The sequence below is a fragment of the Bacillus sp. JJ1127 genome, from assembly GCF_036965845.1.
In the GTDB taxonomy this organism is placed as follows: domain Bacteria; phylum Bacillota; class Bacilli; order Bacillales; family Bacillaceae_G; genus Bacillus_A.
Genome location: NZ_JBALQK010000224.1, coordinates 1 through 13,206 on the forward strand (window position 1 = coordinate 1; position 13,206 = coordinate 13,206).

The 13,206-nt window shown below is 34.7% G+C and carries 11 protein-coding genes and 2 pseudogenes; all 13 read right to left on the reverse strand.

The genetic code is table 11. From position 1 onward, the window contains the following. Nucleotides 1-1,118: 1,118 nt before the first annotated feature. Nucleotides 1,119-2,147, reverse strand: a complete 1,029-nt coding sequence (gene splB / locus V7183_RS20005; protein ID WP_335360604.1) for a spore photoproduct lyase — start codon at nucleotides 2,145-2,147, stop codon at nucleotides 1,119-1,121. Then, nucleotides 2,140-2,406 (reverse strand): transcriptional regulator SplA domain-containing protein, encoded by a 267-nt coding sequence (locus tag V7183_RS20010; RefSeq protein ID WP_335360605.1) that lies wholly within the window; start codon nucleotides 2,404-2,406, stop codon nucleotides 2,140-2,142. Before V7183_RS20010 ends, splB begins: the two co-directional genes overlap by 8 nt. Before the next feature lie 489 nt (nucleotides 2,407-2,895). Further along, nucleotides 2,896-3,161 (reverse strand): annotated as a pseudogene (locus tag V7183_RS20015) (recombinase family protein); the annotation flags it as partial. A gap of 165 nt (nucleotides 3,162-3,326) precedes the next feature. Beyond that, nucleotides 3,327-3,836 (reverse strand): GNAT family N-acetyltransferase, encoded by a 510-nt coding sequence (locus tag V7183_RS20020; protein WP_335360606.1) that lies wholly within the window; start codon nucleotides 3,834-3,836, stop codon nucleotides 3,327-3,329. A 174-nt stretch (nucleotides 3,837-4,010) separates the two neighbouring features. Then, nucleotides 4,011-5,213 carry a Ger(x)C family spore germination protein gene (locus tag V7183_RS20025; protein ID WP_335360607.1) on the reverse strand — a complete coding sequence of 401 codons (1,203 nt, stop codon included), beginning with the start codon at nucleotides 5,211-5,213 and terminating at the stop codon, nucleotides 4,011-4,013. Continuing rightward, complete coding sequence (locus V7183_RS20030) at nucleotides 5,194-6,300, reverse strand: spore germination protein (RefSeq protein ID WP_335360608.1); 1,107 nt, start codon at nucleotides 6,298-6,300, stop codon at nucleotides 5,194-5,196. Before V7183_RS20030 ends, V7183_RS20025 begins: the two co-directional genes overlap by 20 nt. Next, nucleotides 6,297-7,877 carry a spore germination protein gene (locus V7183_RS20035; RefSeq protein ID WP_335360609.1) on the reverse strand — a complete coding sequence of 527 codons (1,581 nt, stop codon included), beginning with the start codon at nucleotides 7,875-7,877 and terminating at the stop codon, nucleotides 6,297-6,299. Before V7183_RS20035 ends, V7183_RS20030 begins: the two co-directional genes overlap by 4 nt. Nucleotides 7,878-8,347: 470 nt before the next feature. After that, nucleotides 8,348-8,473 (reverse strand): hypothetical protein, encoded by a 126-nt coding sequence (locus tag V7183_RS20040; protein WP_097899473.1) that lies wholly within the window; start codon nucleotides 8,471-8,473, stop codon nucleotides 8,348-8,350. A gap of 152 nt (nucleotides 8,474-8,625) precedes the next feature. Beyond that, a pseudogene (locus V7183_RS20045) lies at nucleotides 8,626-8,739 on the reverse strand (IS6 family transposase); the annotation flags it as partial. Nucleotides 8,740-8,986: 247 nt separating this feature from the next. Next, nucleotides 8,987-9,643: a phosphatase PAP2 family protein gene (locus V7183_RS20050; protein ID WP_335360610.1), complete on the reverse strand. Its 657-nt coding sequence runs from the start codon at nucleotides 9,641-9,643 to the stop codon at nucleotides 8,987-8,989. Between the two features lie 41 nt (nucleotides 9,644-9,684). Then, a complete protein-coding gene (locus tag V7183_RS20055) occupies nucleotides 9,685-10,788 on the reverse strand; it encodes a Ger(x)C family spore germination protein (protein WP_335360611.1) in 1,104 nt (367 codons plus the stop codon). Beyond that, nucleotides 10,785-11,885, reverse strand: coding sequence for a GerAB/ArcD/ProY family transporter (locus tag V7183_RS20060; protein WP_335360612.1), 1,101 nt, complete (start codon nucleotides 11,883-11,885; stop codon nucleotides 10,785-10,787). The genes V7183_RS20055 and V7183_RS20060 overlap by 4 nt, the downstream gene beginning before the upstream one ends. A 4-nt stretch (nucleotides 11,886-11,889) precedes the next feature. Continuing rightward, nucleotides 11,890-13,206 (reverse strand): spore germination protein (locus tag V7183_RS20065; protein ID WP_335360613.1); only part of this gene is annotated, 1,317 nt, incomplete at its 5' end.

The following is a 13,206-nucleotide window of genomic DNA, read 5'->3' on the forward strand; positions in this document are numbered from 1 at the left end:
TAGATAATCAACAGACGTGATTTTTAATAATTCTTAATCCTAAAGATAAGATTAAATTCCACGATCTTATCTTTTTTACTTTTATAAATATATATTTAAGTTTGAAATAACGGATCCTCGTTTCAAGGTCTAGCCCAATGATTGTTTTCTTTTTTATTAAATACTAATAGTTAACTTTGATTACACCCTATTTTCTTTTATGACCCTCTTGATTATACAAAATGTGCAAGCTCATAGCTCCCCACATTCATCTCACACCTAAAATAGTTATCTCAGAAAACTTTCACATTTCAAGGTAGTTGTCTGCTGTTAAAAAAATGAATTGTAGCATTAAATAACCAACCACCGGACAACATAATAATGTTATCTATCTTAAAAAGAGGTGTATATGGCGTACCACCAACATTTTAACGAAAATATACGCTAAGTAATTTTCGACATAAAAAACGTTATTTCTACTACTCTAAGCGAATTATTCAATCTCAAAAACGAGGGTATTTGAGACAAATAAAATTCACTCTAAAATATGCTGAAAATAGCTTGAAAAACGTCTCAAAACTCATCCCTGAATCAGAAACTCAATTGAAACAAGCAATATTGAGTTTTGAGAATCCCTTAACGGATAAAAAGGTTAAAATGTGCGTGCTATCCCATGTTCATTAAGCTAATATTTTGAAGTATCCCAAAACGAAAATTTCACATCACTACAACAGTTATTTATGAGGATTTAGGTCATTTTTTTCGTTTTGGGGAACAATGAATTTCTTAGCTTGATGGTGATGTGGCAATACCGCTTAAAGGTTATTTCGTACTAATATAACTACCTAGGTGTATCTGACATAAATTCTTTAACAAACAAATGAATTTCATCTTTAATCTGAAAACCCATACAAAAAACATCATCCTTTTTATATACTTCAACAATAAGGACAGCGTTATAGATGCAGTTTCTCTTAATTTGAAATAGAGACATTAACGTTATTTGTAAATTTATAAAAAATTGCTTTAACCTCTTGTAAGTAATCAACGGAGTTAAATTGAGATACATTTAATTTGGTGTTATAAACTGGCGTTTATTTCTAACACCTATATATTGCTGTAACAGAGTTGGTATTCTTCTATGTGAAATATTCTAATTTTGCATTGGGAAAGAACTTCTCCATATAAGAATAAAGATATTTTTTTATATCTTCTTCTTCTTCTTTTTGATAAATGTATTTTCCAATTCCATATTTTCCCCATTTATATCTTCTTTTCTCTTCATCTAATTCTAATTTTGTCATTGGGTAATTTTTTTCAATCACTCTCTTAGCAGGCTTTGTAAAACGATGTTGAATAAATTCAAACGTGATATCATCACGTGCATCAGGGGGTAATTCAGCATCAAGACGCTCAAACATGTGATAGTATCCATCTTTCCAACCTTCATGAAGATAAATAGGAGCAACAATGAATCCGAGGGGATATCCTGCTCCTGCTACTTTTCCAGCTGCCTCAATCCTTTTAGCTAGTGGAGAAGTTCCTGGCTCAAAATTTTTAATAACATAATCAGCGTTTACACTAAAGCGAAATCTTGTTTTTCCGTTATGTTTTGCATCAAGTAAATGATCTACATGATGAAATTTTGTAACAAACCTTAATTTTCCATACTCGGATTCTCCAAAATGCTCAATTGCGCGTTTGAGGGTATGAGTCAAATGATCAATTCCCACAATATCGGATGTACAGGAGGCTTCAAACCTTGTCAGTTCAGGTGCGCGTTCCTCTATATACTTGTCAGCAGCTTCTAAAATTTCGTCGACGTTTACATAGGTACGGATATATGGCTTACTTCCCATTGTTGTTTGTAAATAGCAATAATGACAATGGCCCATACAGCCTGTTGCAAACGGAATAGCATACTCAGCTGAAGGTTTTGAGGTATCAAATTTTAGTGTTTTTCTAACGCCCACAACAAGAGTAGATTTTGCTACCCGATACTTTTGAAAATCGTTTTCTCCTGGGAGATCTCTCACTTGATTATGAGAAGTAGTATGCCGAATTTCAACATCCATCTTTGCAAATTTTTCATAAAGCTCTCTCCCTAATGGATAATCCAATGCTTTGGGTTCAAAGTATACAAGTTTAGGCATGAATGGATTATTCATTCTCGCATCCCCCTGAAACATCCCCATAATAGTAGTTGTAAGCTTGGTTTGCCTCTTCTTCTGTAGAATAAACAGCCATTTCATGTGAAAGCGGATAATAAGTTTCATAAAGAAACAATGCTAATTCATTAGGAGTATTAGGGTTATTTACAACAGCTGCGGCTTGTATATTTGCTACATCCTGAGTGTGGGGATTGCGATAAAAAACATAGACAATATCTCCAGCGTGATAAGTTTTGCTTTCGTTAGACAATTCCATTCCATCACCTTTTCTTTTTATAAAATTTACTGCATAAAGTTATTCATTAATAAAATTTTCCCTTTAGGGTTTAGAATTATGTCATCTTTATTATGGAAAAATTAAATGGAGTGAATTAAATTTGTAGAGGGTAATATTTTTAGGGAATTAATACCATTACTTCTTATCAGGGGGGCCAGTGCTATTTTAGAATAAAATGAGCGTGTTTTGAAAAGAGACTAATCAAAACATACGCTTAAAATATTCTAACAAATTAATTTTTATAAAAAGTGAAATCATTATTTGTGTTGCGTGTCTAACTCATATAAATGATACAAATTTTATGTTATTTTTCGAAATGTTTTTTATTTTAATGGAGTGAAAAATAAAATGGACATATAATAATTTAGATGTCCTAGATTAATATATTTAATTATTATTTCTTGATAAATCCGTTAATCCTTTCGAAAGAAATAACATGTTGACCATCCAAAAATAATCCAACTTCTTCTATTTGTAGGAATGCCTTCTCCTTTGATTGGTGCTTTTAACATTTTTGAGATAATTGTCAGTACTCTTTTCACTTTGCTTCTTGTTGAATTTTTTTGGCCGGTCTTCCTTAAAATCCGAACGTAGCTTTGCAATTACTTTGCCTTCTTGTGTACGTTCTATACTATCATGTTTCTTTCAAATCCGGCGAATGCACTCATTCTACCTGTTGACGTATCCTCGATTAAACCTATATTAAGTATATGGACCTTTATATCCTTTTCAAACCTGGGGCTATTCTTAACGATTTTCCTTTCGAAATTAAAAAACTCTATTATCTCTGTACACATAATAAAAAAGCATGACATAAAAATTGCCATGCTTTTTACCCATATCATTTATCAAACAGTTGTATTCTTCAATGTACAACTTTCTTTTAAATTCACAATTTTTTAATTGTGTACGATTAAACCATTAGGACGAAGACGACTCATCATAATTTCATCAACAAATTTCCCTTGTGCTTTTAAGCTCCCTTTCTTTATTCCTTCTTCTACAAACCCAAACTTTTCATATAATGCTTTTGCACCAGGATTTGTTTCTAAAACACCTAGTTCTACTCTCTCCAGCAATAACCAATTGTCTGCAAGATCAAGCATTTTCGTAAGCAAAGCTTTTCCAATTCCTTTATTATGATATTCGCTATTTACACCAATGAATAAATCACCTGAATGCGACCTTCTTCCTTGTCCTTGGCTCAAACCGACAAACCCAACAACCGCACCAGCATACTCTGCTACAAATTCAAATTGATTAGGCGCTAAGTTTCGAATTCTATTTTCCATCGCATCTACTCGCATACTAGGCAAGAAAACCATATAAGGTAACACCTCATTTTGTGTGCATATGCGATGAATCGCTCTAGCATCTTGAATCTCTACTGCACGAATTGTAACTTCCATCATATCCCTCCCCTTGTATAACAAATTATAAAGTAAAGAATATTCAAACAAAACATATTATTGTATATTCCATAACCTATTCAATGAAAAAGAACCCTATATTCTCCAGGTTTATAGGATTCCTTTTACGCTTATTATATGATTGGGATTGCTATAAAGACTCCAGTTTCGCTTCTAAACTCCTTCCGTACCATAGTCCTCGATCGTTAACTTTACGCTGTATGTGATTGGAACATTACTAAATGTTTTATCCCAATCTTTTTTAACCTTTTTCCATACTTTTGGATACTTAATTTTTAATCTGTTACCGAAGCCAGCAACATCAGTCTGGTATTCCTTTTGAATTTTTTTAAATGTATGTTTCGCCAATCGTTTCACTTCTTGTTCCGCGGACTTTTCTACACTTTTTAGAAACTTATTTTCAAAAGGTTCCCCTGAAGCGACCCATTTTTCAGACAGCCGCCCCTCTGATTCGATGTTCACATGAAAAGAGATTTTATTTCCTTTAACATAGGGCTCAATTTTGCTTTTCATAGATTTTACTTCATACATGATAGATTTTCCTGTCTTTTTATCAAGGGTTTTCACCAAACCGCTTTTCCCTTTTCCTGTTATCCATGTTAAGCCTTCTAACTCATTTTCATTCAAAAAACCTCGCAGCTTTTTTGTCTTTCCTTTGATTATGGCAGCTCCCACATATTTCACTTCCCCATTTACCGCAATCACATTTGGCAAAAGAAAACTAGCCCCTGATTGCACCTTTCCTGGTAATTTAGCAAGCGGCACGGGAGGTAAAATCCGTGATGATCTATATTGATTATCCCCAATCTCAATCAAGCGGAACGCTGGAATTTCTCCTTTTTCCTTCGATTTCAATGTCTCGCTAGCTCGGCCCTTACTAATTAACACGAGACAACTTGGTCTCATCTCATTATCACGGATAAAAACATCCAATAACTGGTTCAAACTATACATTCGTGCAAGACTTTCACTAACAACAACCACTTTCGTGTGATGGAAGATTATAGGGCGCTGCCTTCTTAATGCAACTTCACGAATCAATTGGTGAAGAGAATCTCCGGTTTCAGAAATATTCGTGTAAGCTTTTTGTTGTGATCCTCCACCTTTTCCTCCACCTGATGATTGTGGTTTAACAAATTGAAAGGTGGATGTTACAAGATTCTTTTTCTTATAACCTCCTCCGTGTTCTTCAATCTTTTTCTCAATATTCGTCTCCTTTTCTTTATCAAATGCCAGGCCTACCGCGAAACCCAGCTCTTCAATTTCATGACTGCTCCAACATCCTGTAAGAGTCAAAAGCAAAAGAACTGATGATAAAATCAAAAGAAGTCGTACATTATTCACACTTCGGTTCATTCTTTCTCTTCCTCCATCTCGAAATTACAAGAAGAAGCAGTGGTAGAATACCAAATAATATTATCGCAGCATTACCCATCATATCCCCTAATTTAAATAGATCATTCATGTTTTTCGGAATTTCAGCAACGATATAAATAACCGGAAGTAGCCCATACAGAAATGAATGAATATTTTTGTTAAAGAGCTGTGCCAGTCCTAAAGCAGCGGCATAATAGCAAATTGTATAAGTTGCGAAGATTTGCATAATCCATATCACAAGTAATAAAGACTCAAATCGCTCAAATATCAAACCAGAGAGTTCAAAACTTCGCATAAGATCGATCGTAGGCCATGTTCTCATTATCACCCCATCAACAGAAAACGTTCCTATCACCATTACAACTGTAATGACATAAAAAATTAAGGGAATAGTAGTTCCGATTAGAACAACTCTTACACCTTGAAGTGGCTGTTTCATAAATGCCAAAAGGAGCAACATGATTTCAGCACCTGAATATGCAAGCGTTGTTGTTTTTAAGCCTTTTAGTACCGGGATAATCCCTAATCCTAATACAGGACGAAGATTGTCTATCTCAAATATTCCAATGCTCATAAAGGAAGTCAGCAAGAAAATAAAGACTGTAATTGGAAATATAATTTCAAATAGACGTGCTATCGAGTTTATTCCACCTAGATTCAAATAGAGACTCACCCACATAAATGGCATGATAATAGCCCACCCGGGAGTTCCTTCCAGTAAAAAGAAACTTGTTATTCCTTCCAGCGTTTTGACTTCGAATGAAGAAAGTATAAAAAAGTAACCCACCATAAATAAGCTAAGTAACACCCCCACCCATTTCCCTACAATTTCTTGACTATATTGATAAAATGTTTTTCCGAGAAACTGTTGACTTAATTTAACCATGATTACCCCTGTAATCATCGCAATTAATCCGCCTAAAATAACAGTTATCCAAACATCTGGTGTATTTACTTTCTCCGCAGCTGTTCTGGGCAGGGTGAGAATTCCTACTGCGAGTACATAATTGATAAGAATGACAGCTGCTTGCGAAGTCGGAATTCGATCTTTAGAATTGGTAATCATCCCTCTTCACTTCCTTTTCGTATCGAATCTTTCATATTCATCATTTTTGGGCGACGTTTCATCATCTGAAGTGGCATGCGAATTATGAAATCTTTCCAATCGCTTACATGATAAACAACAGCTGGACTGGCATATGGTACGCCGAAACTCTTCAATCTCGCTATATGACTACATAGAACGAGAAAAAACAGAATGACTCCGTATAGTCCAAATATGGCAGCGCAAAACATAGCTACAAAGCGAAGGATCCGTAGTGGAATTGCTGCACTATAATGAGCGAGCGCAAAGGAAGAAATAGCAGTGGCCGCTACTACAATTACCATAATTGGACTAATAATTCCCGCTTCTACGGCAGCCTGTCCAATGATTAATCCACCGACAATTCCCATCGCTGAACCAATCGGCTTAGGCAGACGTAGCCCTGCTTCCCGCAAAATCTCGATGGCTATTTCCATAAATAATGCTTCTATAATTGCAGGAAACGGAACTCCTTCCCGTCCTCCTATGATTGAAATAGCTAACTTGGTCGGAATCAACCCAGGATGAAATGAGATAAAGGAAATGTACAAAGAAGGTGCAAAAAGAGAAATAATAGCTGCCCCATAGCGCAATAAACGGATAAACGTGCCTGGAATCCAACGTTCATAATAATCTTCGGGCGATTGCATCAGCATGCTAAATGTAACTGGAACAATCAGGACAAAAGGTGTTCCATCCAATAAAATCGCAACACGCCCTTCCATCAACGCTGCGATGACGCGATCAGGTCGCTCCGTACTCTGTACCTGCGGAAAAGGACTGAGATAATTATCTTCGATAAGCTGCTCCACATAGCCTGACTCTGGCACATTATCAATATTGATTTTCTGAATTCTTTTCTTAACCTCTTCTACTAATTCCGAATCAGCAATCTCTTTCATATAGGCAATAACCAAGTCTTTTTTTGCTCGCTTTCCTACATGAAATTTTGTTAATGACAATCCCTCGTTTTCACCATGTAGCCGTAAAAGAGCGGTATTATCAGACAAAACTTCTGTGAATCCTGCCCGTGGCCCTCTGACTGATACTTCTGATATAGGCTCTTCAACATTCCGTGTTTTTCCTTTTTTTGTACCAAGAATTAATACATCTGATAATCCCTCAATCAAAAGTGCCGTTGAGCCTATCAACACTTTTGTCATCAACTCTTTTATAGAATGAACTTCTTCTACGCTACTCACGGCAAGAACTCGATTCTTAAGAAACTCTTTTAAAACGGTACCTTCCATATCAGATGGTTCACATTTGTATTCTTCATAAAAATTAAGCAGCAATGACTTCATAATATGCATATCAATAAGTTCTTTATCCGACAGCCCCTCCACAAAAACAAGCGCTGCTCGAATGTTTGTCCCCCCCATGTTAAATTCTCGAAAGTGTACGTCCGAGTTATAACTCCCTTCTTTTTTTACAAGCTCTAGATCCAAAGTAAAATCGCCTGTAAAATAGTCTGGAACATTTTGAAAAGATTTATCCTGATATGTACCAGCTTGTTTTTCTATTTGCCACATCTTTGATTCCTGCTCTTTCACCCTCATCACTCTTTCTCTTTAAAAGCTTAGTGTGCATTCCAAGTCAGCTACAATCTAATACGGTACTAATTTCAGCAGCAATCAAAGCATTTTGCTTAGTTTCCGAGCAATTCAACATTACTCTCTAATGAAAGCAAAAACATGATAGCGAATGTTTTTCAAGTTGAGAGGTTATTTATCCATTAAGACCCACCATTTTTCAGTTTATTTTTCCCAATATTGCATGTTATATGTAATGCTTCTCCTGTTTGCCGTAACTTATATTTCACTTTTCATACTGAAATATACCCTTTTTATCTTGTTAATGATAAGCTCTTATTTTCACCATAGTACTGCAAAAGAGCAATATTATCGTTTAACCTTTCTGTGAAACCTATCCATGAATCTCTGACCAATACCTTTGATATGTGCTCTTCAATATTCCGCCTTTTCTCTTTAGTTAGAGCAAGAATGAATACATCGTATGATACATTTCATCATTCTTCCTCTAATGCTCGGATCCAACCAAAAATTTTTGAAAACACATACGGAATGAAAAATACGATAAAAGCTGGAACAACAACTTTCCAGCCTGGAAGATAGGAAACAATCGTTTTCCACATTTTAATCACCCTATATCAGCAGTTGACACCGCGATTTTTCCACACCAATCAGAATTTCTTAAGCATTATTATGTCTGATAAGCGGAAATTTAATCCAATCGTAACTTTACAACACATGTCTCTACTATCGATTAGTGAACATTCAAAATAAAATTCCTGTCTACTGTGATAACACTATGCTTTAAAACACGAAAAGGCTGCAAAGCTTTCTTGGAAAAGCGCTTTGCAGCCTTTTGATTTCTTGTTTTACCTAAATAAAAATCAATATATTTAATTTACTTTTTTAAAACTATATATATCCATTTTGATTTTCCAACATATAAGTCACGACTATGAAGAACAAAAGGTGATTGCTACTTATTTTCTCTCTTTGTTTTCACTTGGCATGGGGCAGGAAAAGGATCTGACCGCTTCTATGCATGGCCGCATTCTCTCTCCCACCTAAAAAGAAAGGTTTTATGTCGACTTCTCAATTTGTATTTATATAGCAAAGATTCTAAAACTATCTTAAGACTATAACATTTTAGCTTGTTGTTTACGATTTTCCACATAATGTTGAAAGATCCAAATGGTTACAGTTAACCAAAAACAGCTTGCTAAATAGCCTCCTAATACATCGCTTGGATAATGTACACCAAGATAAATACGGCTTACTCCAATTGCTACCGTCATTATTACGCTGATAAGAATTAAAAAAATACGTCCAATTCGCGTAGTGATATGACGCCATAGTAAAAATGTAAGCACGCCATATAAAGCGAACGCTTCCATAGAATGTCCACTCGGAAAACTATATCCATTTTCCTCGATAAGTCGGTGTAGTGTTGGACGAGCACGTTTAAACATAAATTTTAATACTTGGTTAAAAACTGCTGTACCCATAATAACTGTTACAAATAATATAAGCTCTGTACGATGATGTAATACTTTGTACAAAAAAAAGAGCGTAAGAACGGAAATAACAATAACGACAGATGTAGATCCAATCGTAGTAAAAAACTTCATAATTTTTGTCATTGTCGGCGATTCAAACCCTTGAATAAACGATATAACAACGTTGTCAAATTTTGTAATCTTTTGTTCACCAATTAAGATTGCTATTAAAGCAAAACCCATAATTGAAGCTAAACTTAAAAAGAATGCACGTGTAAATTGTAGTTTTAAATTCATGTTGATCTTACTCCTAAAAAAATTATTATTTTACTTTCTTGTTACTTGATTGTACCCATCCCACTAATTTTAACACGTACTTTAACATTTACATCAGCCTTTACTAATGATTTTTCCCATTGATGTTGAACTTTTTTCCAATCCTCATATGTATAAGCCCGTGCATATAATTCTAACCCTATAGGATCAATTTCGGCAATTTGTATTTTCTTTATTAAACGTTGAAAATCAGTTTTTAACTGTTTTTGAATTTTTTGTTCCAATGTCATCCCATCATTCCTAACATTAAAAGGAAACAATCGTTCTGAAATTAAAATTCTCATATGTACGTTTATATTAAAAATAAAACGATCCTTGTATTGTACACTTGTTTTTACTTTGGTACCTTCAGAAATAAAACTTAGCCAATGCTTATCTTTACTGTTAGATTGTAACGGTACTGCAATGGTAAATGGAAATTCCCCTTCTATTTTATTTTGCAGGATACGTAACAATTTATTTTCTTCGGGGGTTACAGTTAGTTTGTATCTATTCTGTTCATCAAATAATGCGGAACCTGTTAACTTTATATCGCTATTCTTTTTAATAGCAGAAATACTCGTTGTCATTCCTTTTTCTTTCGTTTGATTATGAAAATCTTGAAGAGTCGTTTTTACTGTAATATTTCTTCTATGTGCTGTCTCAAGTAATTTTGCCAAATATACAGGAAGACGCGGTTTATTTTTAGGAGCATAATAAATTATGTCTGAAACAGGACCATCCACAGCAACGATTTTGGTGGTTACGGTGTTTTTGGGATCCCGATAGAAAGGATCTAAATAATCTGCCCACTTCTTTTGTTTTAAAAGTCGCTTTCCAATCAAAATAATTTGTGTCTTACTTCCCGATGTCAAAGCCATAACCATTGTATCAAATTTTTCTCGAGAGTTTCGTACCGTAACGGCTTTTACACCGTATTGTTCCTCCTTGATCTTGGCTTCTTTGTTGAAAACAGGGCTTGATAAGTATACTTTCAAATTATCATTTTCGTCCAAATCTAAACCGAGTATCAGTGTGAGTGTAACATCTTCAACGTTCATTTGGTCCAAACACCCAGTGAGCAAAAGAACCGGTATTAAAATACTGCACAATATTTTCGGTTTCAATGTGTTTCCCTCCGAAAGTATTTTTTGCATATCAAATTATACATCCATAAAAAAATAGGAAATAAATAGGCCAGTCCAAGCCCTGCTTTCGATATAAATTTTTGAAACATTTCTGATTCATTCCAAGAAGGGTGAGTCCAGAACGTTACTACAATCACTGCTAATAAGAAAATAGCCACATGAAGAGTATGATCTTGTTTTCCAATTAATTGACTAGAACAAAATACAGCACAGTATAAACTAGGGATCCATGCTGTAGAGACAACAAGTAGATAAATAGCCAATAAGATCATATCAAATCGTTCTAAAAAACGAAATTCAATGACTTTAAGTAAGTTCAGTACTGGTTGATTAAATTCTATAATTGCATCGGGACTGAAAAATATAAAGCAAACAACAGTTGCAAACAAATAAAAACAGACTGTTAAGGTGTTAGCTATAATAATGCCTCTCATTGCATATTGTTTCTTTTGTAAAAAAGGGTACAGAAAAAATGCAATTTCAAATCCTATAAAGGAAAAAATAGTAGATGGAACAGCTGCAAACACAGGTCTCCACCCTTCTTTCAATAATGGAAGAAAGTGTAGCCAATTACCATCTTTTAATGGTATGAAGAAAAAAATTGGAATCCACATCGTCATATAAAAGACTAACTCACAGTAACGCCCTATAATTCGGACACCATTACGGGCAACAAAAAAGGTTGGAATAGCAAACAAAAATAAAATGATATAATCCGAGGTTTTAGGAAGAAGCCATCCTTTGATGTAAAGCATTCCACCAATGAGAACTGTCCATGCATAAAAAACAAAATAGATCATATAAAAAACAATTATCGTTTTACCAATAATTTCCCCGAATAATCGTATAAGAATTTCATATAAGGTATCATTCGGATACTTCTTAGCCGTTTTAATTAGAAAAATACTTGCTGTTATAGAGCAAAACCAACCAATGAATAGCGCTATCCAGCCATCTGTTCCGGCTTTTTCCGCAAGTACCCTAGGAAGGGATAAAACACCAGACCCTACTTGTGCTGCATTAATTGTAAAAATATATTGCATGACAGTGATGTTATTATATGCATATTTTTTCATATTCTCACCCTTTATCAGGATTATTTTTGTTGTGATTTGTCGTAACATTTTTAGAATCGTTCTTCATTAACCACAATGGAAATCGAAAAAACGTATCCTTCATACCTGATAATCGAAAAGGTGCAAGTGGACTTCCATAAGGAGTTCCTAATGATTCTAGACTTATGAGATGTGCAATTATAGTCATCCAACCGATAACAATCCCTACGACTCCAAACAAAGCGGCTAATAACATCATGGGAAATCGTAATAACCTAATCGCTAAACCCATGTCATAGTTAGGAACAATAGCAGAGGCTATAGCTGTAACCGCAACAATAATAATCATGATATTACTCACAATTCCTGCTTGAACAGCAGCTTGTCCGATGACAATACCACCTACAATTCCTACAGTCTGGCTAATAGGAGTAGGTAAACGAAGAGCAGCTTCTCTCATCATTTCTAAGGTCATCTCCATAAGTAAAGCTTCTATGACTGGAAGAAACGGAACTCGTTCTCTTGATTCTGCAATAGATAAAAAAAGCTGCACAGGAATCACTTCAAAATTAAATGAAATAAACGCTACATATACTGCTGGTAAAAATAAAGCAATTAAAAAACCTACAAAACGCAATAATCGAATAGCGGAAGCAACTAACCAGCGTGTATTGTAATCATCCACACCTTGAAAAAATGAAATGAAATTTGTAGGAGCAATTAATACATTTGGACACCGATCCACGATAATAACAAATCTGCCTTGAATAATTTGAGATACAGTTGCATCTGGCCTTTCAGTTAACATGAACTGTGGAAACGGCGAATAAGGATTATCTTCAATAAATTCGATTAGTTCACCCGTATTAACAATCGTGTCTACTTGAATATTTCGAATTCTATTTTCAAGTTCCTCCAGTACTTCTTCGGAAGCCACATCTCTTAAATATAAAATAGATGCTTTCGTTTTCCCCCTACTGCCAATTAAAATCTCTTTTAATACTAATTCTCGGTTAGGAATATATCTTCGTATTAAGGCTATATTTTGACTGGATGTTTCTACAAATCCTTGATGAGCACCTTTTAAAGAAAGTTCATTCCCAGGATCTGTGATATCCCTTTGTGGCCACCCTTTAGTATTTAGTCGATACCCTTCTTGGTTATCAATAAGTAAAATACTATCTCCCTCAAAAATAGCATTTTCAACTTGCTTCCACGATGTATTAATTATTTGAATTTCTCCTATTGTAACAGGTAGGTCTTTACTAGAATCGAACGAGTTATGTATTAAGGGACTTAAGATATTATTATGAATGACTTGTTTATCTACTAATCCCGATAG

Coding starts and splice junctions, on each gene's coding strand:
- splB (WP_335360604.1), bottom strand. CDS start 2,147: ATGAATAATCCATTCATGCCTAAACTTGTATACTTTGAACCCAAAGCA.
- V7183_RS20010 (WP_335360605.1), bottom strand. CDS start 2,406: ATGGAATTGTCTAACGAAAGCAAAACTTATCACGCTGGAGATATTGTC.
- V7183_RS20020 (WP_335360606.1), bottom strand. CDS start 3,836: ATGGAAGTTACAATTCGTGCAGTAGAGATTCAAGATGCTAGAGCGATT.
- V7183_RS20025 (WP_335360607.1), bottom strand. CDS start 5,213: ATGAACCGAAGTGTGAATAATGTACGACTTCTTTTGATTTTATCATCA.
- V7183_RS20030 (WP_335360608.1), bottom strand. CDS start 6,300: ATGATTACCAATTCTAAAGATCGAATTCCGACTTCGCAAGCAGCTGTC.
- V7183_RS20035 (WP_335360609.1), bottom strand. CDS start 7,877: ATGAGGGTGAAAGAGCAGGAATCAAAGATGTGGCAAATAGAAAAACAA.
- V7183_RS20040 (WP_097899473.1), bottom strand. CDS start 8,473: ATGTGGAAAACGATTGTTTCCTATCTTCCAGGCTGGAAAGTTGTTGTT.
- V7183_RS20050 (WP_335360610.1), bottom strand. CDS start 9,643: ATGAATTTAAAACTACAATTTACACGTGCATTCTTTTTAAGTTTAGCT.
- V7183_RS20060 (WP_335360612.1), bottom strand. CDS start 11,885: ATGAAAAAATATGCATATAATAACATCACTGTCATGCAATATATTTTT.